This is a genomic window from Zarconia sp. (assembly GCF_057467645.1).
In genome coordinates, this window is sequence record NZ_JBRJXU010000101.1 from 22,794 (window position 1) to 48,886 (window position 26,093).

The 26,093-nt window shown below is 48.9% G+C and carries 19 protein-coding genes; 12 read left to right on the plus strand and 7 right to left on the minus strand.

Going from position 1 to position 26,093, the window contains the following annotated elements; all coding sequences use genetic code 11:
- Positions 1–145: 145 nt before the first annotated feature.
- From AC2215_RS15060 to dtd, 3 genes are all read left to right on the plus strand, one after another.
- On the plus strand, positions 146–358 hold the full coding sequence (locus AC2215_RS15060) for a hypothetical protein (protein WP_486810835.1): 213 nt from the start codon (positions 146–148) through the stop codon (positions 356–358).
- A gap of 219 nt (positions 359–577) precedes the next feature.
- Positions 578–2,977, plus strand: a complete 2,400-nt coding sequence (locus AC2215_RS15065; RefSeq protein WP_486810836.1) for a beta strand repeat-containing protein — start codon at positions 578–580, stop codon at positions 2,975–2,977.
- A gap of 469 nt (positions 2,978–3,446) precedes the next feature.
- Complete coding sequence (gene dtd / locus AC2215_RS15070) at positions 3,447–3,902, plus strand: D-aminoacyl-tRNA deacylase (RefSeq protein ID WP_486810837.1); 456 nt, start codon at positions 3,447–3,449, stop codon at positions 3,900–3,902.
- A 212-nt stretch (positions 3,903–4,114) separates the two neighbouring features.
- Here the strand turns inward: dtd and AC2215_RS15075 are convergent, their stop codons facing one another.
- Positions 4,115–4,519: a hypothetical protein gene (locus tag AC2215_RS15075; RefSeq protein WP_486810838.1), complete on the minus strand. Its 405-nt coding sequence runs from the start codon at positions 4,517–4,519 to the stop codon at positions 4,115–4,117.
- A gap of 321 nt (positions 4,520–4,840) precedes the next feature.
- On the opposite strand from AC2215_RS15075, the gene cobS reads away from it, so the two are divergent.
- Positions 4,841–5,641, plus strand: coding sequence for an adenosylcobinamide-GDP ribazoletransferase (gene cobS / locus AC2215_RS15080; RefSeq protein WP_486810854.1), 801 nt, complete (start codon positions 4,841–4,843; stop codon positions 5,639–5,641).
- A 125-nt stretch (positions 5,642–5,766) separates the two neighbouring features.
- Here cobS and AC2215_RS15085 read toward each other — a convergent pair whose 3' ends face one another.
- Both AC2215_RS15085 and AC2215_RS15090 read right to left on the minus strand, forming a co-directional pair.
- Complete coding sequence (locus AC2215_RS15085) at positions 5,767–6,918, minus strand: hypothetical protein (protein ID WP_486810839.1); 1,152 nt, start codon at positions 6,916–6,918, stop codon at positions 5,767–5,769.
- A gap of 154 nt (positions 6,919–7,072) precedes the next feature.
- The gene (locus AC2215_RS15090; RefSeq protein WP_486810840.1) at positions 7,073–7,609 is read right to left on the minus strand and encodes a GAF domain-containing protein; all 537 of its coding nucleotides are present in this window, start codon (positions 7,607–7,609) and stop codon (positions 7,073–7,075) included.
- A gap of 826 nt (positions 7,610–8,435) precedes the next feature.
- Here AC2215_RS15090 and AC2215_RS15095 point away from each other — a divergent pair.
- The 4 genes from AC2215_RS15095 (at position 8,436) to rsmA (ending at position 13,378) form a co-directional block, all read left to right on the plus strand.
- Positions 8,436–9,542 (plus strand): calcium-binding protein, encoded by a 1,107-nt coding sequence (locus tag AC2215_RS15095; RefSeq protein WP_486810841.1) that lies wholly within the window; start codon positions 8,436–8,438, stop codon positions 9,540–9,542.
- A gap of 171 nt (positions 9,543–9,713) precedes the next feature.
- Positions 9,714–12,332 carry a chloride channel protein gene (locus AC2215_RS15100; protein ID WP_486810842.1) on the plus strand — a complete coding sequence of 873 codons (2,619 nt, stop codon included), beginning with the start codon at positions 9,714–9,716 and terminating at the stop codon, positions 12,330–12,332.
- Positions 12,333–12,355: 23 nt separating this feature from the next.
- Positions 12,356–12,535 (plus strand): hypothetical protein, encoded by a 180-nt coding sequence (locus AC2215_RS15105; RefSeq protein WP_486810843.1) that lies wholly within the window; start codon positions 12,356–12,358, stop codon positions 12,533–12,535.
- Between the two features lie 9 nt (positions 12,536–12,544).
- Positions 12,545–13,378, plus strand: a complete 834-nt coding sequence (gene rsmA, locus AC2215_RS15110; protein WP_486810844.1) for a 16S rRNA (adenine(1518)-N(6)/adenine(1519)-N(6))-dimethyltransferase RsmA — start codon at positions 12,545–12,547, stop codon at positions 13,376–13,378.
- 25 nt (positions 13,379–13,403) lie between these two features.
- Here the strand turns inward: rsmA and AC2215_RS15115 are convergent, their stop codons facing one another.
- From AC2215_RS15115 to AC2215_RS15125, 3 genes are all read right to left on the minus strand, one after another.
- The gene (locus tag AC2215_RS15115; protein WP_486810845.1) at positions 13,404–14,093 is read right to left on the minus strand and encodes a Rho termination factor N-terminal domain-containing protein; all 690 of its coding nucleotides are present in this window, start codon (positions 14,091–14,093) and stop codon (positions 13,404–13,406) included.
- Positions 14,090–15,430, minus strand: coding sequence for a ParA family protein (locus tag AC2215_RS15120; RefSeq protein ID WP_486810846.1), 1,341 nt, complete (start codon positions 15,428–15,430; stop codon positions 14,090–14,092). Before AC2215_RS15120 ends, AC2215_RS15115 begins: the two co-directional genes overlap by 4 nt.
- A gap of 577 nt (positions 15,431–16,007) precedes the next feature.
- On the minus strand, positions 16,008–17,228 hold the full coding sequence (locus AC2215_RS15125) for an MFS transporter (protein WP_486810847.1): 1,221 nt from the start codon (positions 17,226–17,228) through the stop codon (positions 16,008–16,010).
- Positions 17,229–17,847: 619 nt separating this feature from the next.
- Here AC2215_RS15125 and AC2215_RS15130 point away from each other — a divergent pair.
- From AC2215_RS15130 to AC2215_RS15145, 4 genes are all read left to right on the plus strand, one after another.
- Positions 17,848–18,447, plus strand: coding sequence for a retropepsin-like aspartic protease family protein (locus AC2215_RS15130; RefSeq protein WP_486810848.1), 600 nt, complete (start codon positions 17,848–17,850; stop codon positions 18,445–18,447).
- Positions 18,448–18,677: 230 nt separating this feature from the next.
- A complete protein-coding gene (locus tag AC2215_RS15135) occupies positions 18,678–19,646 on the plus strand; it encodes a radical SAM protein (RefSeq protein ID WP_486810849.1) in 969 nt (322 codons plus the stop codon).
- Positions 19,647–20,120: 474 nt separating this feature from the next.
- Positions 20,121–23,090, plus strand: a complete 2,970-nt coding sequence (locus tag AC2215_RS15140; protein WP_486810850.1) for a PAS domain S-box protein — start codon at positions 20,121–20,123, stop codon at positions 23,088–23,090.
- 963 nt (positions 23,091–24,053) lie between these two features.
- On the plus strand, positions 24,054–24,428 hold the full coding sequence (locus AC2215_RS15145) for a response regulator (protein ID WP_486810851.1): 375 nt from the start codon (positions 24,054–24,056) through the stop codon (positions 24,426–24,428).
- 93 nt (positions 24,429–24,521) lie between these two features.
- Here the strand turns inward: AC2215_RS15145 and lpxB are convergent, their stop codons facing one another.
- Positions 24,522–25,703 (minus strand): lipid-A-disaccharide synthase, encoded by a 1,182-nt coding sequence (gene lpxB, locus AC2215_RS15150; protein ID WP_486810852.1) that lies wholly within the window; start codon positions 25,701–25,703, stop codon positions 24,522–24,524.
- Positions 25,704–26,093 lie beyond the last annotated feature (390 nt).

Below are 26,093 nucleotides of genomic sequence, written 5' to 3' on the forward strand. Positions count from 1 at the left end.
ATAATGTAAACCTTTGTAAAAATATTCTCGGCGTTGCAGAATTTTGCCTCGAATTTTGCGAGAAGCCTTTAAGTTACACGATTGAATTGAATTTAGCTGTAACTTGAAGGTTTTTTCGTGTTTTTACATGGGGAGATGACTTGGTATGTCGACAAAAATGCCTGGCCTCGATCGAAGCCATTTTTTATATAGCTTGCTCGTTCCCGAGTTAAGTTCGGAACCCAATTTCACTCTAAAAATTCAACTGAGCGATGCACGCCGACGAAAGCTCGATCGCGCTGCCAAACTTCAAGGGTTAACGATGGTCGATCTCGTCCGGGAATGGATCGATCTTCTACCCGATTCAACTATCGATTAACGTCAGTTTTGGATAAGACTGTTTCAGGTGAGGGTGGGGAATGGGGAATGGGGAACAGAGTCCTGTTCTCCCCAGCCAGGAGATTTACCCAGTATTGTTGCCTCGCTTTCAGGAGGCTTGCCGACCGCCCGAACGTCACCTAAGTAAAAATCGATCGCGTTCGATCGCAGTTCGCCAGCCGCAGACTTACGTTTACTTCAAAAATAGGAATTACCAACAATGGCTACTTATGTTGTCAATACCCTCACCGACGAAAGAGACGGCAATATTTTTGATGGTGACGTTTCCCTACGGGATGCGATCGAAGTTGCCAACAATAATCCCGGACGAGATACCATTCGCTTCAACGGTGCCCTCGACGGACAAACTCTGAATTTAACCTTAGGAGAAATTGCGATCGAAGACGACCTGACAATTGTTGGATTTGGCAACCGACTGACTCTGAGCGGCAACGATGATTCGGGAATTTTTATCGTTGACGATGGGGATGGCATCGCCGATGTCGATGTCACGATTCGACAACTGCGAATGGTCGATGGTCATGCCTTCGATGGAGGCGCGATTTTCAATACGGAAAACTTAACCCTCGAAAACAGTACCGTTGAAAATAGCTTTGCCAGGAACAATGGTGGAGCGGTTGCCAGTACGGGAAATCTCATTATTAACAATAGCAATCTTAATAACAACCGAGCGGGTAACAGTGGCGGAGCGGTTGCGAATTTGGGAGGAACGGCAACCTTCAATAACAGCACCCTAGATGGCAACATTTCCGGCGAAGGACATGGTGGGGGGATTTTCAGCGACGGAACTTTGATGGTAAGCGGCAGTACGATTAGCAATAATCGGAATAGCTCTTGCGACGATCTCTCTGATGGAGGGGGAATTTTCAACCAAGGAGATCTCACGATCGAGGATAGCACCTTAACCGGTAACCGAGCCGATCGCAATGGTGGAGCAGTCCTGAATTCGGAGGGAACGGCAAGCATTAGCAATACAACGATCGGTAACAACGATGCCGAACGCGGTGGCGGCATTTGGAGCGGTTCTGCATCCACCCTAACGATCGAAAATAACACCCAAATTGTTGATAATACCGCTGATTTTAATGGTGCGGGTCTTTTCAATAACGGTGACGCAACTATTGTCGATAGTACGGTTCGGGACAATACTGCTGGTTCTACCGGTGGTGGCATCTACAACCGAGATCGTCTCACCGTCAGCAGCAGCACCATTAGCGGCAATCTATCGAAGAGATCTCAAGGTGGTGGAATTTTTAACGCTTATGACTCGACACTGGCTGTTAATAACAACTCCCAGATTGCCAACAATACAGCTAACTCACAAGGCGGCGGGATTTCCAGCTACGGTGATGTGACGATCGCAAGTAGTACTGTCAGGGATAATACCTCTGGAAGCCACGGTGGCGGGATTGCCAATTTGAGCGACGATGAAATCGAAACGGCTAGTACCCTCAGCGTCACCGACAGTACCATTAGCGGTAATACAGCAACGGGGAATGGTGGTGGCATCTACAATAGCGGTGATGCTTCTTATATAACCAGCGTTAACCTCAGCAACGTTACTATCGATGGCAATACAGCCGATCGAGATGGCGGTGGCATTTGGAATGACCGCGATAGCCAACTCACGCTCGAGAATAACTCTTCAATTGCGAACAATAATAGCCAGCAAAATGGTGGTGGCATCTACAATAGCGGTGATGCGACGATTGAGGCGAGTACCTTTGCCAATAACCAAGCTGGATTCAGTGGCGGCGGTATTTACAACAGCCTTGGAGAGATTGCGATCGCCAACGCAACGATTCGCGACAATACGGCCAGTTTCGGGGGGGGTGCAATCGATAACCTCGGTTTGGGAACCGTTGCCATTTCCCGCAGCCGCATTTTCGGGAACGCCAACGAAGGCATTCGCGGCGGCCGTCGAACCTCAATTCTCTCCAGTTCGGTGATTAATAACGGCATTTGGGATATTCGCCTGACGGGTGCGGAAACGGACGATAATCTGCGAGGACGTAACGGACGCGACAATCTTTTTGGCGGTGCTGGAGCCGATACCGTTGTGGGTGGGAATGGAGACGATAGTTTAACAGGGGGAACGGAGGGCGATCGGCTCCTCGGCGGGAACGGAGACGATACGCTCACCGGGAATGGAAGTCGCGAAATTGTTGAGACCGATAACGATTTCCTGAACGGGCATGGAGGATTTGACTATCTAATTGGCAACGAAGGTGACGATACTTTATTCGGTGGCTCGTTTGATGATACGCTTAGTGGTTCGGATGGCATCAATCGAGGGGCGGGAGAACGAGATATTCTCACGGGTGGCGGCGATAGCGACACCTATGTTCTCGGAGATTTTACCCAGCCTTACTACACCGCAGCGGGGAATGATGACTTCGCTCTCATTCGCGATTTTCACGTGGAGGCAGACTCAGACAGAATTCAACTTCACGGTTCGCCGGCTAATTATACGTTACAAGAACGAGCTGGAAATACCCAAATTTTGTTCGGCGGCACCGAACTCATCGGCATCGTTCGAGGCGTCACGGGTTTAGATCTCAACAATGGTAACCACTTCACGTTCCTCAGTCTCAATTAACACCGAGTGCTGCTACGCAGAATTAAAAATGCGTCTTGAAAAGTTGAACGGGACTCAAACCGACACCGCTCGCGATGCACGCAAAATTAAAAATTACAAATGCTTACTGTACATAGCTTTCACCGGTTGAGAACGAGCTTGTTATTTGTGCCGCATTGCACTAGTGCCGCTACGCGGAATTAAAAGTGCAAAGTCAAAAATGCAAAATGCCCAGTACGCATAGCGTTCGCGGGTTAAAGGCTAGGTACTTATTTCTACCGTGCTGCACTAGTGCGAGCATCTTGCTCGCGCTATAAATAAATCATCATAATCCCCCAATGTCCGCGCCTACAGTGGCGACTGCGATCGAATCTACACTTAGAGCATGGAGAATAAAGAAACGTTAGAAAAAATTACAGATGAGTCAGGGTTTTAGGGTTGAATGGAAGAATTCCATCTAAAATCCAAAATCCAAAATCTAAAATCGTTTATGCGCGTTATTCTTCAGCGAGTCAAATCCTCTCAAGTCACGGTTGCCGGCGAAATCGTCGGTCAAATCGATCGAGGGTTGAACCTACTGGTGGGGATTGCCAGTACCGATACCCCAGCCGAACTGAGCTGGATGGCTCGAAAGTGCTTGGACTTGCGACTCTTTCCCGACCCCACCACAGACGCTAGTCGTTGGGACAAATCCGTACTCGATCTTGGGGGTGAATTATTAGTCGTCAGTCAATTTACGCTGTACGGAGACTGTCGTAAGGGTCGTCGTCCGTCCTTCGATCGTTCTGCGAGTCCCGAACCGGCCCGACAATTGTACGAACAGTTCGTCAGCGAGTTACGTCAGAGTGGGTTGCGTGTCGAAACCGGCAAGTTTGGAGCAATGATGGAGGTCTCGATCGAAAATGATGGGCCTGTGACTTTATTTCTGGAGCGAGAAGCCAGTTAAATCTCACATCGATATCGTCGAAAAAATAACAGTCTCATTGACCGTGCTTTCGGGTATGCGAATTTTGAGTTCGTTGCAATGGAGAGGGTAGAATCGACTCGAAATTAACTTGTCTCTGGGTAAGAGAGATGACTCACATAGAAACTTCAATCGATACCACAGGCAGACAAAAATCCGGACAAACGCGAGCAGGGGAGTCGAAATCCCTTCAATTACCAATCGCTATTTCCCAATCCCCAATCTTCAACCATATCGCCACCTTCATCCAACTGAGCGTCGAGCTTCGCTGCAATCACTTGTGCCAAAGCCGCTTCTAAGGTTGCCGAATTCATATTCGGGTCGGCGGATTCGTCTTTGAGGGGGCTGGTGAGGGGAACCAAACGCAGGATACGTCCTTCTTGAACTAAATCGAAGTAGGTCTGGGATTTAACCCCTTGCTTGAGTTCCAAGCAGTCAAAACTGTTAACGTTCAAGTACAGGGAATGATTAGTGACGATCGTGGCATGATGGGGGTCGGCAAATACTTCGACGACGTACCCTTCACCGCGACTGAGGGGTTTTCCACCTTGAATGTGGAGATAGCGAACGCGATCGAGATCGGCTAAAACCTTCTGCATATCGCGTTTATTAACGATAATTCCCGTATCGATAATACACGGAGCCGGGGATCGAGTATCTGAAGAACCTTCAATCATGGAATCAAGCCTCTGGTGTTACATCTTTAATCCTAAGCGCCGGTTGAAAGATCTCCAAAGTGTTTAGATAGGATCTTACCAAAACCTGAAAGTGCTGTAGGGAGCAAGCTTACTTGTGAGTGCGAATCTTTACTGAAAAAAAGACGATGGATAGATGTAGTCGGTACAATTCAATTTTGGCACAGGTCAGTCCCTTGAGGTATCGGTCAAATGGCCGAACATAGAAGTTGGGAGAAAGATATTATGAGCGATCGTCCATCGGTATCTCCTCTGAGTTTTCAGTTTTGGCAGCAACAAGGACAGGTTGTCGCAGCGGCGATCGCCTTTTATACTTGCTTGCCCGTTCCCATCTCTTGGACGTTAGAATTTCGGGGAATCGCGCGGGTTGCACCCCTCATCGGCCTGTTGGTTGGCGGTCTTATGGGGCTACTCGATCTAGGCTTGCAGTGGCTGGGAATGCCCGCTCTGACGCGAAGTGCCCTGGTCGTTGTTGCCGGCATTGGCATTACCGGGGGACTTCATTTAGATGGTGTCATGGATACGGCTGATGGGCTAGCAGTGCCTGACCCCCAACGGCGGTTACAAGTGATGAGCGATAGCGTGACGGGTGCCTTTGGGGCAATGGCAGCCATCTCAGTAATTTTGCTGAAAACTGCAGCCTTGGCCGATCTCGAACAGTACCGATGGCTGGCGCTGATGGCGGTGGCTGGGTGGGGGCGCTGGGGACAACTCGTGGCGATCGTCCGCTATCCCTACCTGAAATCTACGGGAAAAGGCGCAATCCACAAAGCTGAAGCTCGATCGCCCTTAGAGTTAATACCGGGATTGGTGTTGTTATTGATACTCGGCGGTACGCAAATTCCGATCGCTCCCGATCGCTGGTTAATTGCCGTGGGAATGGTTTTGGGGGGCAGCGCGATTGCCATCCTCACCGGCGCGTGGCTCAACTACAAACTCGGCGGTCATACCGGAGATACCTACGGCGCGATCGTCGAGTGGACGGAAGCGTTGTTGTTGTGCTTGTTAACAGCCCTCGAAGCTTAGGGACAAGGGGACAAGGGAGACAAGGGGACAAGGGGACAAGGGGACAAGGGGACAAGGGGGACAAGGGAGCTAGCGTTGCCTCCGATGCTCCCCAAGCCTCCGATGCCCCTGAAGCTCCCGAGACCTTAACTCTTCGGCTCGATCCAAACCTTCAGAGCTTCAATTTTGAGGGATTTTTGGCGGGTGCCGCAGTACTGACCGTTGCTGAGGGTTGGAGAATCGCCGACATTTTGAATGTGGGCGGCGTAGCAAACTTGATATCGATCGGCTGCCGACCCCGTGAGGCGAATAGCAAAGCCTTCCATCCGGCGATTCTCGCCCCGCGTCCCGATGAATTTCCCGCTAGCAACCCAGGGAGTATCGCCCACATCGGCTAAATGTGCCATATATTCGAGTTGCACGTCCGGAATCGGTTGAATGAATTCGACACCGAAGCCTTCGATTCCCTTAGATTGACCCCGCGTTCCGGCAAACTCCCGCGCCCCAAATTCTCGATCGCCGATGCCTTGAATGTGAACGAGAACTTTGAGGGGAATCGTCGGTGCCGGGGGAGTGGCTTTAGCCGGAGGTGCGCTTTCTTGGAGACCCAAACTTTTTGCCCCGAACACGATGGGAGATTTGGCAGGAGATTTCGCCGTTGCCGCTGTGGTGGTTGGATCTGCTTTTTGGGTTTCCCCCCAAATAAAGACATCGGATTTAGAACTGGCCGCTTTAGAACTCGGTGGCGGACTCGTCGGACTCGTCGGACTCGTCGGACTGGGGGTACTTGCAACTGCGGGGGTTTTGCCGAGAACGAGTTTACCTCTCGATACGGCGACGGCAATCGTCTGACCGAAGGATTTGGCGACGACTTCCGTCATTTTCGCCCATTCTCGATCGTCGAGTCGATCGGGTTGTTCGAGCAGTCTCAAGAGGAGGGCGATGGGATGGCGACCCTCAGCCAAGCTTTGCACGTCGGCTTGCGCTTGAGTTTCTGAAACACTGGCAATTTTTTGCCGAAATTCTCGAACTTGGTCTTTATATTTTTCTAAGGGGGGAAAGTCCGCTAAATCTTGGTGGGTGAGACTGAGAAATCGATCGAGGGTGGCGAGTGCATTGTCGCGATCGACTCCAGGACTCGACGATGCCAGCTGTTGGAGTACGGATTTCAAGTCTGCAAGGGTTGTCTTCTCCCCGATCGCGGGCATGGGAGATAAATTGGAGGCGGCTGCCAGCTCTAAGATTTGTGTCTGGAGCGTATTGAGTTGTTGCAGCAAAGCCTGTGGATCTTGTGTCATAAGATATGCCGATCTTGCAAATGGTTCATTCTAATGTCGGGTGTAGCGACAGAATCGATCTCTTGCGAGGTCGCGTACTGGGGTTCCCGATCGCCCTATTAGATGAAGTCGTTTTCATCTTCTCTCGAACGGGTTGCCGATCGCTGTCCTCACATTACCGAATTGAGACGGTCTGTGCCAGGATACGAGCGCTAGTTTTCATCATTTCGATCTCAGAAGCCAACCACAAACGAGGAGACTGACAGTGATGGGCAACCAGCAATCCCCACAAACTCTCTCCTGCGAGAATGGGAACGACTAGGTTTGCGCGCACCCCAATGCTGCAGAGGAAATCACGATGGCACCCGTGAATGGGTTCGACGTCAATATCTTCGATTGCCCGAACTCTCCCCTCTCGATACATGGCAGCATATTCATCGTTAAAACACTCATCTGCACCCGTCGTGCCGAGGATGGAAAACCGATGGTGGCTCAAAGATTCAAAGGTGACTTGCCCCTGCCACTGCCGATAAAAATAGTACAGCACCACTCGATCGACCTCAAGGGTTGTTCGCAGGCGATCGGTTTCTCGCTCGACTAAAGCGTCTTGGGTCAAGCTTTGGGTCATGCTTTGCATCAATTTTGCCAAGCCGGGGTCGCCAGAAAAAGACATGACGGGATCGTTGAGATGGGGGATCGAGTTAGGGTTCATTGTAAACTGTACGCCGACAATCTCGATCGCGACTCAGAGCTTTGTCGCGATCGTCGAATTTAGATACGGACATGAATGCTAGGAATTTTGTAGAACTAGTACTGCTACGCAGAATTAAAAATGCGCGCATTAAAAATGCTTATTGTTCATAGCTTTCAGTTGTTGAGAGCTGGTCAGTTATTTCTGCCGCGCTGCACTAGGCTGTGTTGACATTTGGCTTTCAACCCCATGCGATCGCTGAATTTTATCGGTACGAGCGACATGCTTCGCAAACACTGCGGGTAAAGACTTCCAGTATCAAATGTTAACAGAACCTCGAACCTGTCCGATCTCTTTTGGCAAGGTGATATCCCCGAGCAAAAAACCTTAGCCATCCTACGATCGAGAAAATCTATCTATGAAGACTTTTCAAAGTAGAGATTATATTCGCCAGAAACTTTTAGTCAAGCTAATTTTATCTAATCTTTATTGAAAATCCGTAATTTCACTCAGGTCACGTACATATTTTCGTTAGTTACACTGGAATGGCAATGTTGATAATTGAGATCGACGAAGAATTTTTTTTTCGAAGAGACTGAGCGTTTGAAGGAAGCATCAATCAAAAAAATCAGCTATATCTCTCCCAAAATGTTCAAATCAGGAGAGACAAACAAACAAAAAGACAATCGCGAGATTCTTTCAATTTATTTTCTTCGATGAATAATCAAGGTCAAACCTTGAAAAATTTAATTTCAACTCCATTCTAATTTTTTGTTATTTATTATGCCTGTTAGAGGGGTAAATGTCGGTAATTTTAGAGCGCAACAATCACAATGAGGCAATCGATTTGCCATTTGATATCGTAACCGCAAATAATTCAGATGGGCAATCCGGCATCAATTCAAGTGAAGGCGATATTAAATATGAGACATTCTTAAATGCTATCTCGGAGCATTTTTCTTCAACAGAAAGTGACGCGGACTCACGTGTTCAAGGAACTAATGCAAACGATATTCTAGTTGGAGATGCAAGCAATAACTTAATCTTTGGAAAACAAGGTAACGATTCACTTGCAGGTCACCAAGGAGACGATCGTCTCTATGGTGGCAAAAATGAAGATTCGTTGCGGGGAAATTCTGGTAATGATTATATCTCGGGAGATCGAGGAAACGATCTCATTTTTGGTAATCAAGGTAACGACTTGACCGATGGTGGTGACGGACGAGATACAATTTACGCCGGTCAAGGTGACGATTTAATCTTTGGAGGAAATAATTCAGATTTTCTACTCGGAGATCGAGGAAACGATATTATCTTTGGTAATCAAGGTAACGACTTAATTGTAGGTAGTGAAGGTAACGACATACTCCATGGCGGTCAAGGTCACGATCTAATACTTGGCGGTCCTGGAGATGATTGTATTCACGGTGAGAACGGTAACGACTTGGCTTTTGGAGGTCAAGGTCGCGATCTAATCGACGGCGGACAGGGAGAAGATATACTCTATGGCGGTCAAGGAAACGATACTATAAACGGCGGTCACGGGAACGATCTGATCTCGGGAGATAAAGGAAACGACCTTCTAACTGGAGGTTTGGGTGAAGATACATTTCGGTTAGAATTTTTGACGATTTCACCAGGAGATACTCTTTCAGCGATCTCAAAAGATAACCCGTTTTTAGGTGTCGATACCATCACAGACTTCAATCCGACTGAAGATCGAATTCAGTTAGATGCCGATCTTTTCCCAGCACTCGATGATACCTTGAGGGCAGAATTCGGAACCATCAACCAAATAGACGAACTCGGCGTCCAAGATGCGGCGATCGTTTATGAGTCGAATACGGGTTTGGTCTACTATAATCCCACAGATGAGACCGGTGACGAGGTAGAAATCTTGAAGATCGATCCAAATCTCAACAATTTAGACTCCGACAACTTTGAGACGATCTAGGACGGTTCCCTTGCGATGGCTAATGTTCGCAGATCGAACCCAACTTTGACAACTCCCTTTAAAAACCTTGGAGAGATTGCGACGCGATCGTCCTAAGATGAGAATAAAGTCAGATCCTAACTGTTCGATTCCAAGACTTTCGATTTCAACCTCATACGATCGGTACTGCGCGTGTCATATTTCCGTCCGCCGTGGCTGTCGCGCCGATTTATCGAATCTCTCCTACCCCCCAAACGCTTTGCGTTTCTCGAAGCCTGCGCCATCGGTCTGATTTCTGCATTGGCTGCAGTCTCCCTCAAGCAAGGCGTCGGAAATGTGGGGGCTTGGCGCGTCTCCCAATCTCAGGAATTTCCCGCTATCCTGGCACTCCCTGCCATCGGATTGGTGGGGGGATGTCTGGCGGGAGGTCTTGTCGAATACTTCGCCCCAGAAGCGTCCGGAACGGGACTGGCTCAAGTCAAAGCGATGCTGGCTGGGGTGCCGACAGCGATGAACCTGCGGGTAGCCGCCGTCAAAATGGTAAGTACGATTTTTGCCGTGGGTTCGGGGTTAACCCTGGGGCGACAGGGTCCGACGGTACAAATCGGCGCATCCCTCGCGGCGTGGATGAGTCAGTGGGTTCCCACCTCTCCCGACTATCGCCGTCAGATGATTGCTGCCGGGGCGGCTGCGGGATTAGCCGCTGGGTTCAACGCCCCCATTACCGGGGTGTTGTTTGTGATTGAAGAACTCTTGCAAGATGTCTCCAGCTTCACCCTAGGTTCTGCCATTCTCGCTTCCTTCGTCGGGGCAGTGATTTCCCGGCTGCTGGGGGGGGGTGACTGGGATTTAAACCTGGAACTGGTGGCATCGCGGGCCAATTTCTCAGCCCTGGATATTCCTTTTCTATTGCTCGTTGGGGCGATCGCCGGCTTATTTTCCGGGCTATTCAGCCGCAGCATCGTTGCCGGCCTCAATTTCAACCGTCGGTTTATCCAACTCAGTTTGCCCCTGCGCATGGGATTGGCGGGGTTAGTATCCGGCGCGGCGATCGCCCTATTTCCCATTGCCTTTCGCGATAATACCGGACTGCGGGAATTTCTCAGTACCGGGGAAGCGAATATCGGCATCGTCGCCATCGCCTTTGTCACGAAGTTCGCCCTCACGACGATCGCCTACGGTTCCGGCGCGCCGGGGGGATTGTTCGCCCCGTCTCTGGTTCTCGGTTCCGCGTTGGGGTCTCTGGTGGGGTTATCCTCTCAAGCGCTGTTCGGCATCGGCGAACCGGCCACCTATGCCTTGGCGGGAATGGGAGCATTTTTTAGCGGCGTGGCGAAAGTCCCAATTACGGCGATCGCCATTGTCTTTGAAATTACCACCGACTTCAATCTCGTTTTGCCCCTGATGATTACCTCGGTGACGGCATTTATCATCTCCGGAAAGGTGGTGCGCGGGTCTCTTTACGACGCGCTGCTAGCGGCAAAAGGCATCGATCTCAAACGCGACTACTCCGGCAACGCCACGTTAACCCATCTAAGTGCGGCCGATGTCATGCAGCGCCAAGTGGAAACCTTCGAAAGTCACCTCACCCTCGATCGGGTGCGTCAAGCCTTCTCGCGCTCTCACCATCGCGGCTTTCCCGTGGTGGAAAACGGTTTGCTGGTGGGGACGATTTCCCAAAGCGACCTGCCGGATTTGAATCAGCGTCGAGTGTCTGAAGAGACGTTGTTACGGGACATTATGACCCCGCAACCGGTCACCGTTCAACCGACGAATACCCTCAGCGACGTGCTGTACCAGCTCAACCGCTATAAGATTAGTCGATTACCGGTGACGGAGGGGCGGCGTTTGGTGGGAATTATTACCCGCAGCGATATTATTCGCGTGGAAGCCGACGTACTGGGGGGTCGGCAAGAAGAACGAGTTCGCGGCACCCCCTCCTACATTGCCTATCAAACCCGCGCCCCGGAAATCGGTCGCGGACGGTTGCTCGTTCCCTTGGCAAACCCCCACACTGCACCGATGCTACTTCAGATGGCTGCTGCCATTGCCCGCGAGCGACGCTTTGAAATGGAATGCCTCAACATCATTTCGATTCCCCGCCACCAAATTCCCTCGGAAACCGCCGTCCGCACGACCCTGGGGCGGCGTTTGCTCCGTTGCGGGGAGCGGGTTGGCAAGCAGGGTCACCTTTCGGTACACACCCAAATTCGCGTCGCTCACGACGTTTCCGAAGCCACCCTCGAAACCATTCGGGAGCGCCATATCAATTTGCTGTTAATGGGCTGGAAAGGTGGCAGTTTCACCCCCGATCGTATTTTTGGCGATGTGGTGGATACCCTGATTCGGCAGGCGAGTTGCGATCTGGTCTCGATTCGATGGGGGCAAACCGATAAACCGCTCGATCGACTTCCCCACTTCGAGCGCTGGTTGATTCCCGTCGGGGGCGGCCCGAACGTTCGCGAAGCCCTGCAATTGCTCCCCGCGTTGATTGGCTTGGGGAAAACGCCGAGCATTCATCTGGTTCAAGTCTTAGACCCCACAAAACCCCAACCCGATCGCACTCCCTTGCACGAAGCCAAACAGTTTTTGTTCGATCGACTCGGTTGTCCGATTACCACCGCATCCGTCCTCGGGTTTTCCGTTGCCGATACCGTTCTCGACATTGCCCGCACCCGTCGCAGCGATACGATTCTCCTCGGTGCCAGTCGTCAAAGCTTGCTCTCGCGGGTCGTTCGCGGTAACATCGCTCGGGAGATCGTCCAAGGTTGCAAGTGTACCGTCATTCTCGTACGGACTCGCGATCGATGAATCTTTGAGGGGGAGAATGGGGAATGGGAAATGGGGAACGGGGAATGGGGAACGGGGAATGGGGAATGGGGAACGGGGAATGGGGAATGGGAGCAAGATGCTCCCACTATGTACTATTGACTCTTCCTGAAGCTCCCGTTGCCCCCAAAGCCGCCGAAGCTCCCGTTGCCCACCAACACCGTCCACAATACAACTGGCTATAGCGATAAACCATGCCTCGTCCTCGAAAACGATTTGCCCAACATTGGCTGCGCAGCGACAAAATTCTCGATCGCATTGTTGCAGCTGCCCAATTATCCGATCGCGATCGGGTTTTGGAAATTGGACCGGGAACGGGGGTGCTGACGCGCAAATTGTTGCCTTGGGTAAATTCTTTAGTCTCGGTAGAACTCGATCGGGATTTGTGTCGCAAGCTGGTGAAAAAGTTGGGGGAAACTGAGAATTTTCTCCTGCTGGAAGGGGATTTTTTGGAGCTAAATTTACCGGAGATTCTTGGCAACGCGCCGGAAATCTTTCACCAACCGAATAAAGTGGTGGCCAATATTCCCTACAATATCACCGGTCCGATTTTAGAAAAGCTGCTCGGCACGATCGCCGCGCCCAACCCCACACCCTACGAGTCGATCGTGTTACTGTTGCAAAAAGAAGTGGCCGATCGCCTGTGTGCTAAACCCGGTTCGAGAACCTTCGGCGCCCTATCAGTCCGGGTACAATATCTAGCCACCTGCGAGTTGGTGTGTCCAGTTCCAGCCAAAGCGTTTTATCCCCCGCCCAAAGTGGAATCGGCGGTGGTACGCTTGTTTCCTCGAGAAATCGAAATTCCCGCCGATAATCCCAAGATGCTCGATCGTTTGGTGCGCGAAGGATTTTCCAGCAAGCGGAAGATGTTACGGAACAATCTCAAAGGAAGTTTCGATCGCGATCGAATTTCAGAAATTTTGGATGCGCTGAGTATTAATCCCCAAGCGCGTGCGGAAGATTTGGGGGTGGCAGAATGGGTGAAGTTTAGTAATACCTTCAGCCAAGCCAACGTGACTTCAAATTAGCGCGATACTCTTCAACTAATTGAATTTACTGACTGAGTAATTCAATTAGTTCGGCTTTCTTTTTCTTAGAATAGCCGGTGCATCCTCGTTCCTTCGCAATTTTCTTGAGTTCGGTAACCGTCAAAAATTCTAGATCTAGATCGTCGGATTCCTGCACTTTCTCCGGCATCGGTTGCGGTGTCAGGTAAAAGACTTCTTCTAACGACTTGAGTTTTTTCCCTTTCGTAATCCCACATTTGAGCTTAGAAATGGGATCGAAGGTTTTCCAGTACTGACGCGGTGCTGCTTCAAGTTTGTTTGTAGCAACAGAAAGTTTGACACTTTTGAGGGGACTACCGGGTTTTTCGATGAGATATTGCAGCGCATTTTTAATCTCATCTCGGGTAGCAGAGGAAAGATTAATTTTCGGCAGAGATTCTCGCGCTAAAATTTTCGCTGATTCTGCAGTTTTATCGTCATCATCGGCAATAATACACCAAACTCTTTCGAGTCCAGCTTCTTCTGCAACAGCGTAAACAAAGGCATTCCCGATCGCTTGATATCGATCTTCACCAATTTCTCGCACAATCACAGGAATCCAATTTCGTCCATCTGTCGCGTTGAGAGTGTTAGCCGTTGCTTGAATCAAAAAATCAGAGGCATCTGTGGGATATCCCGGCTCAATTTCATCCATATATAGATGCATGAGGTTGCCGATATTATTGAGATTGCTCATTGTAGAAAATACTCGTTCACTAAATCTTTGTAGTAGCCATGTGCAGTTTTATCTTTGTAGGCTGCTGGGGTTCTAGAAAAAGCAGCATTGGCAATATTGGCATAGCTGGGGAGTTCAAAAATATAATGATTCTTTTTAGATTTAGTACAGCGAGGGTAAAAATAGGGTTCCAAATTGAAACCATACTCTTTTTTCGTTTGCTTAATAATATCTATTAAGGTTGAGTTGACTGTATTACGTTGCGCTTCCGTTATTTTTTCTCCATTAAAGAAGATTGGTAGGGCGATCGGACCCCCATCTTTTCTCTCTTTCTGAATTTGGGGAATAAAATCGCAAATTGCTAATGCCGCATTATCTAAGGAAAAAACATTATTATGCTTTGTGGGAATGAGAACCACATCAGCCGCGTAAATTGCACTTTGACTGAACAAGCGCCAATTGGGAGGAGAGTCAATTAAAATATAGTCATACTCAGATTGAAGGGATTCTAAGACTTTTCTCAATCGTTTGATGTCAAATAATTGTCTGAGCTGGTCTTCTCCTTTTATAGCTAATTCATCATCGGCAGGAACAATATCAAATGTTCGCTCTTTATTTTTGGTCTTGTTATGAACTGTATAGGGTTGAATAACATCCCGAATATCTACAGTTTTATCGCTCAAGCAAGCATATAAAGTTCGAGCAGCCGGTTTGATTTTCAGCGAGTTAGTTAAGTCTTGCTGGTTGGCATCAAAATCTACCACCAGTACTTTCTTACCTAGGTAGGTTAAAGTTGCAGCTAAGTTGAGAGTGGTTGTTGTTTTGCCAACGCCACCTTTATTGTTGTAAACAGCCACAGTTAAGGCTTGTAGTGGAGGCTCAATTTTAGTCTTAATTTCTCGAATAATTTCATGAACGTTATCGAGGGTTATCTCTAAGCATGGAGTTGCCGGGTGTATCACTTTTCCATATTTTCGGAAGAGCTGAATATGAGATGAGTTTGTAATAATTCCCCATCGGACACTTTTGCAGTTTGGAGATAGTAAATATTTTTTGATTTGTTTAACTGTTGATTTATACTGTGCTGAGCCTTCACTCAGGTTAATATCTTTCCCTTTTAATTCGACTAAAATCTCGGGATTCGCTTGAGTTTGGATAAATATATCTCTATCAGTATTGTGACGAAGTGCATAGTCAACTTTTTGTGCTCCATCACCTGTGAAGTATTGAGGCACTCGTTCCTGGATACTAAATCCTAACAACTCTAAAAAAGTAGGGCTACAAAGACTATCAACCAGTGCTTCAGGTGCATCATCCGGAAGATCGATTAGAGTTTGCTTGATATCTTGGTGTCTCATATAGCAGCGAGAGTAAGTTTCAATAATATGATTAAAAAATTACAAAGATAGCATAACGACAAACTCTTGAGACTGACATCGGTATTTTTATCTAAAAATCAGAGATGTAAATGTCGATAAATTGTGAATCTAATCCCGTAAATATACTTTTTGAAATGGAGTACGCAAACAAAATCTAGGTAAAATAACTGTTATTTAATGACATATCCGATCGACGAACCGACTAACGCACAGCTAAAAATTATCGAAATTATCGAAGAGTATACTGTCAATATTTAGGGCACGATTTTGCCTCGATCGAGTTTGGATCGCACAAGACCATACTCGATCGAATTCACAATGCAAGTTGAGTCAAAAATACTTCCTGAATACAACGCCCGTTTTGCTGAAGCCACCTCACCGGGATACCGACTCGGGGTGACGTTCGGGTGCTCGGCAAGCCGATTGAAAGCGAAGCGACAACACTGGCTACATCTGGTTGCTCGGGAGGAAAGTACTCCATTCCGAATTCCGAATTCCGAATTCCGAATTCTCCCTTCCCCACCCTCACCTGAAACTGTCCGATCCCAAACTGACGTTAACTATACTTCGGCAACAATCGACTGCTGAGAATCACGCAAACTGCCGCCGCGAGAAAAGAAAGCGCCCCCATCAAACCGATGATTCCCAGTGCCGTATCCTCCAGGGAACCAAAAATATTGCCAAAGAGATTGAACGCAGCTCCAAATCCACCAAAATACAAACCCACGGCTAATCCGGCGCGTTGCGGGGGAACCGAACCCAGAACGAAGGGAACCCCACCGTTCGTCATAAAACTGAACCCAAAAACCAACCCCAAGAGAGCGAGAACTATCAGGCGCGGTACAAACCCCACCCCCACCAGGAGAACGATCGTTATCAAAAGTCCCACTAAGAGTCCGCGATGGGTTTCCCAGCGACTGGAAATTCTCCCCAGAGGCAGTGCGGCAACGGCTGCGGCGACGCTAAAGGCCAAGAGCATCGGCGAGATACTGGCTTCGGAAAACTGCAATGCGATCGCACCGGCAAGGGTAGAAAAGAGGAAGCGGAATCCGAATCCGATACCGATACTAGTGGCAAATATAAAAATTCCACTGACGATCGCCATTCCCATCGATGATGAGACGAGGGGACTTGGGGCGATCGGACTTTGGGATTGGGGGGGATGAACAGCTCTGAGTACCCCTACAGCCGCTAGGAGGACGATCGCACCCAATCCAAAGGTGAGAGCCGGTCCCAGGCCGAGCAACCACCCACTAGCGGTCGGAGCAACGGCAATCGCCAAACCCCCAACCAACGTCAGGGCACTGGCGGCTTTGGGGAGTTCTGAAACCGAGGCGTACTGTCCCAGTAAGGCGATGGCGGGCGCTCGAAAGATGGTCATGGCAAAGGCCCAGGTGATGGTGACTCCCGGTAGTATCCAGCGCATGACTCCGGTGAAGTTGCCGAAAATGACGATGGCAGGAATGGCGATAAACAGAACCGACGAGAGGATGGCACCGATCGAGATGATGGGAAATTGGGTGCCGATCCATTGTTTGGTGCGATCGGAAATACTGCCCATAATCGGTTCGCAAACCATTCCCAACAGGATATCGATGACGAGAACGGTGGCGGCGAATTCCTCGGGAAAGTTAAATTCAACCAGCAAATCCTTGAGATACAGTCGATAGATGACCCAACAGATGGTGATTGCTCCCTGAACGGCGGCTAACCCTAAAACAGGTCGCCACAATACGAATCGCCGATGCAGTGAGGTAGAAGTAAATAGGTCGCTCATCGTTTGGACTATAGAGAAAATGAGAGACAACGAGCTTGATGTGCGTTGACCCGATAGAGATACTCTTATAGCGACGAATCCCAGGAAAAAAGGATTCATCCGAGAGGTTCGAGCGCTCCATCTTTTTCTATTTAACGTCAGTTTTGGATAAGACTGTGTCCGATGAGGGTGGGGAAGGGAGAATTCGGAATTCGGAACGGGGAATCGGGAATGGAGTACTTTCCTCCCCAGCCACGTGTTGTACCCAGTGTTGTCCCCTCGCTTTCGCAAGGCTTGTCGACCGCCCGAACATTATCGAGAGTCGGCATCCCGACAAGGCGGCTTCAGCAAAACTGACGCGATCTAATCTTTGGGTCTGGACTTTATCTTAGTTGTGGTTGGGTTAACGGGTTCGATCTCCAACGACATCGAACTTTACAAGTCGGGAACCAGAGCCATCCTGGGGAACGTCTTGCATGAATATCGATCGCTCTCAATCTCGATACCCTTAAAATAAAGTTAAAGTTGAAGCGGCGAGCCAGACTTAGGGCGCTCGATCTCGAAAAGATATGCGTATCTTCAGCCCGTGCAATCCTAGTATCGATCGCCAAAAGATTCAGACGGCTGCGAGGCAAAGTTAATGAAGAAATATTTAGCACTCACTCTTTCAATTTTGAGTACATCCTTGAGTACATCGGTGTTCCCGACAGTGGCATTGGCTCAGGAATTCGAGGGTTGTTTTCTCCTCGATGAAAAAAATAGATTCATCGAACTCGATTCACTCTGTCCCGACCAAAATTTTGTCCTCCCCGGGGTCAATGGGGAAGGGGCACTTCCGCCACCCCCAGGTACCCCCTCGGTGAATTTGGAGTCTGGAGGGCTTCTGGTTCCAATCAAATATCGCCTTGGCGGTATCCCCGTGGTGGATGTGACCTTTAACAATTCTCAAGTTTTTGAGATGCTCGTGGATACGGGAGCCAGCGGTACGGTCATTACTGAGGGTGTGGCGAAAGCCCTCGGCGTTGAGACGGTGGGAACGGCGCAAATCGATACCGCCAGCGGCAAAGATGTGGAATTTCCTCTAGGAATCGTTGATTCGATCGATGTGGGAGGGGCGAGCATTCAAAATGTCACGGTGGGCATTGCCTCACAACTCGATATCGGATTATTGGGTCAAGATTTGTTGGGACAGTACGATTTAACCATTCGCGACGGACAGTTGGAGTTTCAGACCCGTTGAGGTTAGGCGATCGCTCATTTAAGAGGTCATTTATAAAGTAAACCTTAAGCTCCGATCGGGTAGGCAATGACAGTGATTGTGTGAGTCTATCCCCTAATTCGAGCGTAAATCTGCGGTCATACACCGCGCTTTGGGGCTTAACATTCACTTTATAAATGGTCTCTAAGTAGACGTTAACGCGCAATTAAGATAGGATCTAACCTTTCCTAACTGTACGTGAGGATGTATCTATGCGCGTCAAACGTCCCCTTCAGGCAGTGGCTAATTTGTTTTTTTTAAAAACACCTTTAGAAGCCCAATTCATTATTACGCGACGTTGTAACCTCAGTTGCGGCTACTGCACGGAATACGACAATTATTCTCCACCCATTCCTCTGGATGTATTAGAAGAACGCATTGATGCCATTCATCGTTTAAACGCGCTCAATATTACCCTGCTCGGCGGCGAACCGCTCATGCATCCCGACATCATTAAAATTGTCGAGTACTGCGCGCAAAAAAATCAAGTTTCCATTACCACTAATGGTTTTTTATTAACCCAATCTCTCATCGAACAGCTGAACGATGCGGGTCTGAGTAACTTACAAATTAGTATCGATACTTTAGAAACCGATTCCACGCGCTACATTCAAAAATCGTTAAACAAACTATTATCCAAGCTGGAATTATTAAAAGAACATGCCAAATTCGACGTTCATGCGAATGTCGTGCTGTGCGAATCAACGAAAGCGACGTTTAAAGAAACCGTCGATCGCATTCGCAATTTTGGCTTTCACGTTTCGATCGATCTCTTTCACGATGGGAATGGCAAACTTCAAGTTACCGGCGACGATTACCTTCAACTTTGGAACGAGCATTTCGATCGCGGTGCGCCGTTTACCAGCCTCGATCGCGAATACGGGCAACAACTCTTAAAAGGGGAATCGCCGAAATGGAAATGTCGGGCGGGGTCTCGCATTCTCTATATCGATGAATTCGGTTTAGTACAATACTGTTCTTCCCAGCGCGATCGCTTGAATAAACCGATTACCGAATATACCCTCGCGGATTTACGGGAACAGTCTCAAACCTATAAAGGTTGCGAGGAAGGCTGTTCTTTGCTGTGTGCCTATCGTAACTCGATGCTGGACAATCAATCGGGAAAAGTGCTTAAAGAGGTATACAAAGCTTTTTCTGAAGGCATTGTTTCCGTAGGATAGTACGCCTTTCGAAATTCTCGAATCCTACTCGTTTGAGGCCGATCGATTCTGGAAAAGTGGCACTCGATGGCGGATTTTAATCGATCGGTCGAGACTCATACGATCGCCACAATTGTCTACCTGGCACAAGCAAAGAGATGACTGTCTCGATCGCTCCTCCTCCTCGAGAGATTTCACGATCTCTCGAGGGGATTTAGAATAAAGATTACAAATATAGTTAAGGGCACAGGGCTATTGACACTAAATTGGCGGCCACTTTTGTATGACCCATTTGGGTTGGGTTCGTAAGTTTTCGAGCGACTGAGTGCGTCCCGATTGATTCGTCCTAACTGCTATGCGCTTAGCTATACAAATTGAGATAGACATAGATTAGGGGTTTAAATATTTTCGCCACGTCGCAATACTCTCCTAAGACGAAGAATTAGGAGTTAAGTTAAGCTACGATCGGCATTTGTAGGCGTTTCATCCGAAATCGTGTCATTTCTTGCTGCATACTTACCCACTCTCGACGATCTTCTCGATCGCACCCCCGTTACGGTCCCCCCGGATACTCCCCTACTCGATGTGTTGTCTCAAATGAGTCGAGTGTCTCCAAGCCTCGGGGAGGGGGAGATCGCCTTCGATGCTCCCAGAAGCTATACCCCGATCGCAGAAGGGACGAAACTTCTGGGAATCTTTACCGAACGAGATGTTGCCCGACTCACCGCAGACGGGGCAAATCTGGCGGAGATGACTGTTGCCGAAGGGATGACCCGAGAACCGATCGTCCTCAAAGATACGGAATATCGAGATATATTTACCGTGTTATCGATATTTCGAGAGCATCGCATTCGCCACCTGCCGATTCTCGACGATCGAGGAGAACTGCTCGGGGTCGTTTCTCAAGAAAAACTACACGATGCACTCCACCCGGCAAATTTGCTCAAAATGTATGCCGTATCTGAGGCGATGAGCGATCGCATCGTTAATGCATCCTCCACCACACCGGTACTGGAGTTGGCGCGGCAGATGAGCCAACATCAAGTCAGTTGTATTGTCATTACTGAAGACACTTACCCAGAAGGCGAAGAGATCGCCTTGGCCAAACCCATCGGTATCGTCACCGAACGGGATTGGGTTCGGTATCAATTGCTCGGACTCGAAATCGATCGCCTGCAAGCCGCAGAAGTGATGAGTACTCCCCTGGCTGTCATTCACCATCGAGACAGTCTTTGGACGGCTCGGCAAAAAATGCAACAGCTGGGGGTGAGGCGTTTGGTGGTGATTGGCGATCGAGGAGAATTACAGGGGATTCTCACCCAAACGAGCGTACTCGAACGGCTCAATCCGACCCAACTGTATCAGACCATCGAAGCATTACAGAAACAGGTGCATCAACTCGAAGCAGAACGCATTCAAGCTCTGCAACGTCGCAATCTCGAACTCGAACAAACCAACGAACGATTGCAAGCTCAGATCGAAGAGTGTCAGCAAACCGCAAAGGCTTTATACGAAAGCGAAGCCAAATTTCGTCAGCTTGCAGAACAAATCCGCGATGTGTTCTGGATGTGCGATCCGATCGAAGATCGACTCCTTTACCTCAGTCCGGCTTACGAACAAGTGTGGGGTCGTTCGAGTCTAGACCTTTTCAAGGATATGTTCAGTTTAACGGACACCATCGACCCCGAAGATCGACCGACAATCCTCGAAGCATTTGCCCAACAGCGACGAGGGGAAAATACCGATGTCGAGTATCGTATCGTTCGACCGGACGGAGAACGGCGCTGGATTCACGATCGCGGTTTTCCCATTCGCGATGAGTCGGGTCAAGTGTGGCGCTTGGTGGGGATTGCGGAAGATATTACCGATCGCAAACATGCCGAACTTACCCTGCACGAACTCAAACTCGAACTCAAATCCAGAGTAGACGAACGGACGGCTCAACTGAAGCAAACAAACCGACAACTCGAATACGAAATCCGAGAACGCCAGCAAATTGAAGTCTCCCTGCGTTTTTTTGAGGAGCGCTTCCGGACGATTTTCGAGCAAGCTGCGGTGGGGATTAATATCGGTTCTGCGGAGGGTCGGTTTATCCAAATCAATCAAAAAACCTGCGATATTGTCGGCTACAGCACCGACGACCTGCGAACGAAAACCCGACTCGAGATCGTCGACCCCCAAGATCGTCAGGTCTATCTCGATCGCAGCGAGGCCTTGTTTCGAGGGGAAATTGATACCTTTTCGATTGAGTTACGGCTGATTCATCAAGAAGGACATCGGGTTTGGGTCCACCTCACCGTTTCCATTCTCATCACCCGAGAGAGCAATCCTCGATATGATGTGGCGATTTTTGAAGATATTAGCGCTCGCAAGTACATGGAACGGGAACTCCGCACCAGCCAACAGAAATATCAAACCCTCTTCGAGACGTTACCCATCGGTGTGGGGATGACCGATGAGACGGGGAACTTTATCGAGGCCAACGTCGCTTTAGAACGCATTTTAGGGGTATCCATCGGCGATCGAACTCCATACACTTGCAATCGTCCTCCCTGGAAATTGCTGCGACCCGATCGAACGCCAATGTTGCCCTCGGAACTGGCAAGCGTCACGGCTTTAACGGAAAACAGGATTATTGAAGATCGCGAAGAGGGAATTGCTAAGGGTAATGGGGAGATCGCTTGGCTGAGCGTGACAGCCGCCCCAATTCCCCTAGAGGGTTACGGCGTGGCGATCGCTTATCTCGATATTACCGAGCGCAAACAAACCGAGCAGATGAAGGATGAGTTTATTGCCATTGCCAGCCACGAACTGCGAACCCCCCTGACCTCTTTACGGGCGTCTCTGGGATTGCTAGCGACGGGAAAACTAGGCGAGATTGGCGATTCAGGCAAACAACAACAACTGCTGGAATTTGCCAAACTCGATACCGAGCGTTTGGTGCGTCTGGTCAACGATATCCTCGATCTCCAGTGTTTGAAGTTTGACGCTCAGACATTGAATCTTCAAGCCTGTCCGATCGAACGACCGATCGAGCAAGCCGTGGGCATCATTGAACCCATTGCTCGAGATGCTGGGGTAACTCTATCGATCGATTCAATTGTAGCGATCGCTCACATCGATCCCGATAGTATCGTGCAAGTTTTAACGAATTTATTGGCCAATGCGATTAAATTTTCCGCGAAAGGAGAAACGGTTTGGCTGAGGGTTTCTCAACAAAATACTCAACTGTACGTTAGCGTGAGCGATCGCGGTCGAGGGATTCCGGCGGACAAGTTAGAAACAATTTTTGAACCTTTTTCGCAAGTCGATGCTTCTGACTCTCGTACCCATGAAGGAACGGGTTTGGGCTTGGCAATCTGTCGCAGTATTATTGAAGGCCATGACGGAGAGATTGGGGTCGAAAGCAAGCTCGGAGAAGGGAGTACGTTCTACTTTACTCTGGAACTCCACTCATCAAAATAAGCGGATTCTGTCGGGGTAGACGGCTCGACGAGCTGCCTCATCTTTCGATGGGTTACTCAGGGCTATCTATTTCCGAAATCCTGACATCGCTTTGCTTTGAATGAATAGCATTATAGCTTTTTAATCTCAACATTGGAGCTTAGAAAAATTTGACAGCCAAAACCGTAAACCCCTTATGCTGAAAAGACTTTAGAGTTTAAATCTAGGAAGTTAAATCGACAACCCAAAACCCTTGCCTCATCGTCGGTTATCGCCCTGTTTCTCAAAGTGGCTTCTAAACTACAGTCCAAGTTAAAGTCACAATTTATTGACGAGTATCGAGAATTTTCCGCTAGCATCGATCGAGGAAATGAGTATTTTGTGTGAAGACAATATACGAATATGAAATATTCTATACAAATTGATGCCTATGACGCTTTTGAAGCTCTCAGTCGAGGGTTAAAAAGGTAAGAATATTAATTCCATATATGTCTCTTGAAATTCACAAGTTTTTCACATCATCTGATTAGGTTTGAGAAAATGACAGTAAAGCACGTACTTTTGATTCGAGATAGAATCATTGATTCAAGATTGAAGGTGAAGTCAATAAAATCATAAATTTCATCTAATTCTTTTTAGGGAGAACATCAAAATAGCCTCAGAGATTTGATAAATCAACCAACTGAACTCTTGTAAAAGTTGAGCGATTCTCAGATCCTCGATACTATATCCTTCTGAGTCACCAGGATATCCCAGTGTAAACAATTCCAGAATCTAAACGAGGGGGAGTTGAGGGCGAACGAGTCTGCGGGAGTTTCAGGTAGACGGGCGATCTCTGTCTCCATCTGTGTATGCTTGTTACATCTTCAGACTTTGTGTCAGTTTTCAGGTAAATTGAAGCTCAGCTTGAATTTTTTTGGGTGAAAATTCATAGATATATTGTCATTTCTAGTCCACGAAAACTGTTCTGGTAAACGATCGATAATGACCACGAAAATCATTTTACTGATTGACGATGAATACCGCCTTCGGGAAGTCACCAAAATGACATTAGAAATGATGGCCGAGTGGACAGTCTTAACCGCTGCATCGGGATCGGAGGGATTGGAATTAGCGCGATCTCACCAACCTGATGCTATTCTCTTGGATGTCATGATGCCCGATTTAGACGGAACGGAAACCCTAGCCATATTGCAAGCAGATGAAACGACTCAATCGATTCCCGTGCTACTACTCACTGCCAGAGCTCGAACCTCAGAGTCGACAGCTTTGACTCGCGGAGCAAAAGGAGTCATTTCCAAGCCTTTCGATCCCCTAGAGTTGGCGACTCTGATTTCAGAAACTCTGGGGTGGAGTTAAGGGATGACGAAAAATTGACAATGAAAGACGTTAATGAGGATGCCAGAAATACTGGGCGTACGTTGTTCCTGCCGTCCCGGCTTCCTCTCCCCCTCATGGCGTTTCCCCATCTGCGATCGATAATTGCAGGATCTCCCTAGCCGCCCGATCGCACGCACCCACTTCGCCAACGGCTTGTCGCATCTGTTGGTAATCGGCGTGCATTAGCGATCGACGATCGGCATTGAAGAGCAGTTCTAAAGATTCGGCGACGATATTTTCGGCGGATGCTTCTTCCTGTAAGAATTCTGGGACGATCGACTTCATCAGCAGCAAATTGGGGGGAGACATGAAGGGAATCTCGAAGTTGAGCAAATTTCGCGCGATCCAAGCCGTCACTGGATGAACGCGATACAGAACCACTTGAGGAATATCGAGTAGTGCCAATTCCAGGTTCACCGTCCCCGACTTGGCGATCGCTAAATCCGCTGCGGCGAGAACCTCCCGAGGGCGATCCGTTGTCAGAGTGGCCCGCAAACCATAGGTTGCGATTGCACTTTCAATGGATTCGCGATAGGTTTCCAGCGATAGGGGAATCCAAAACTGCACTTGAGGAATCTGCCCTTGTAACTGTCGTGCCCCCTCGAACATCGCGGGCATCAAATATTTGAGTTCCTGGTGGCGGGAAGCTGGGAGAAGGGCAATCGCAATGCTATCCGGGTCAATACCCAACCGCTCTCGGGCCTGTTGGCGGCTGGGGGCATTTTGGAGTAAATCCACGAGAGGATGTCCCACCCAGGTTACTGTTGCCCCCCGTTTCTCGAAAAAACGAGCTTCTTCGGGAAAAATAGCGAGGAGGCGATCGCTAATGCGGACGATGTCTTGGGTATTGCGATCGCTCAGAGACCATACCCAAGCTTGAGGTGCAATGTAGTAAACCACGGGTACCTGGGGAAATTGCGCTTTCAGATAGGCTCCCAAGCTGAGGTTGGGGCCCATATAATCGATGAGGACGACCAAATCTGGCGGGTTTTCTCGCACGAACTTGCGGATGCGCCGCTGCAGTTGCCAAGCGGGTAAGACAAAGGGCAGGGATTCGAGCAATCCCACCGAACCGATGGCACTGGTGTTTCCGAGTAAGTTCGCCCCAGCCGCGGCCATGCGATCGCCCCCCACAGCAGAAATCGTCAAGGAAATTCCCGCGTCTCGGGCACCCGATTGCAATGCTTCAATCAATAATGCCCCTTGCAGATCGCCGGAGACTTCACCGGTACTGATGAAAATATTTTTTTTCATATCGCAGATCGCACTCTTTTCATTAACGTCAGTTTTGGCGAACACCAGACGCGGGGTCAGGGTGTCCTAGCGTAGTTGAGCTCAAATGGGTTTGCTTTAGAGCTCGCACTCGAAAAACTCGGGAAGAATTTGCCCTCGAACATCTGATTTGAATCCCTACACCCCACCCTCACCCGAAACACTAATCTAACGTCAGTTTGGCTTAAGTGACGTGGACGGGATGCCGACTCTGGGTGAGATTCGGGCGGTTGGCAAGCCTCTTGATGAGCGAAGCGATCGCACTGGCTACATCTGGTTGCAGGGGAGCAAAGTACTTCATCCCGATTCCCCATTCCCCATTCCCCATTCCCCGCCCTCACCGGAAACAGTCTTATCCAAAACTGACGTTAA

Coding starts and splice junctions, on each gene's coding strand:
- AC2215_RS15090 (WP_486810840.1), bottom strand. CDS start 7,609: ATGAACCCTAACTCGATCCCCCATCTCAACGATCCCGTCATGTCTTTT.
- AC2215_RS15085 (WP_486810839.1), bottom strand. CDS start 6,918: ATGACACAAGATCCACAGGCTTTGCTGCAACAACTCAATACGCTCCAG.
- AC2215_RS15135 (WP_486810849.1), top strand. CDS start 18,678: ATGCGCGTCAAACGTCCCCTTCAGGCAGTGGCTAATTTGTTTTTTTTA.
- dtd (WP_486810837.1), top strand. CDS start 3,447: ATGCGCGTTATTCTTCAGCGAGTCAAATCCTCTCAAGTCACGGTTGCC.
- AC2215_RS15145 (WP_486810851.1), top strand. CDS start 24,054: ATGACCACGAAAATCATTTTACTGATTGACGATGAATACCGCCTTCGG.
- AC2215_RS15075 (WP_486810838.1), bottom strand. CDS start 4,519: ATGCAGAAGGTTTTAGCCGATCTCGATCGCGTTCGCTATCTCCACATT.
- AC2215_RS15105 (WP_486810843.1), top strand. CDS start 12,356: ATGGGAAATGGGGAACGGGGAATGGGGAACGGGGAATGGGGAATGGGG.
- lpxB (WP_486810852.1), bottom strand. CDS start 25,703: ATGAAAAAAAATATTTTCATCAGTACCGGTGAAGTCTCCGGCGATCTG.
- rsmA (WP_486810844.1), top strand. CDS start 12,545: ATGCCTCGTCCTCGAAAACGATTTGCCCAACATTGGCTGCGCAGCGAC.
- AC2215_RS15115 (WP_486810845.1), bottom strand. CDS start 14,093: ATGAGCAATCTCAATAATATCGGCAACCTCATGCATCTATATATGGAT.
- AC2215_RS15060 (WP_486810835.1), top strand. CDS start 146: ATGTCGACAAAAATGCCTGGCCTCGATCGAAGCCATTTTTTATATAGC.
- AC2215_RS15130 (WP_486810848.1), top strand. CDS start 17,848: ATGAAGAAATATTTAGCACTCACTCTTTCAATTTTGAGTACATCCTTG.
- cobS (WP_486810854.1), top strand. CDS start 4,841: ATGAGCGATCGTCCATCGGTATCTCCTCTGAGTTTTCAGTTTTGGCAG.
- AC2215_RS15065 (WP_486810836.1), top strand. CDS start 578: ATGGCTACTTATGTTGTCAATACCCTCACCGACGAAAGAGACGGCAAT.
- AC2215_RS15125 (WP_486810847.1), bottom strand. CDS start 17,228: ATGAGCGACCTATTTACTTCTACCTCACTGCATCGGCGATTCGTATTG.
- AC2215_RS15120 (WP_486810846.1), bottom strand. CDS start 15,430: ATGAGACACCAAGATATCAAGCAAACTCTAATCGATCTTCCGGATGAT.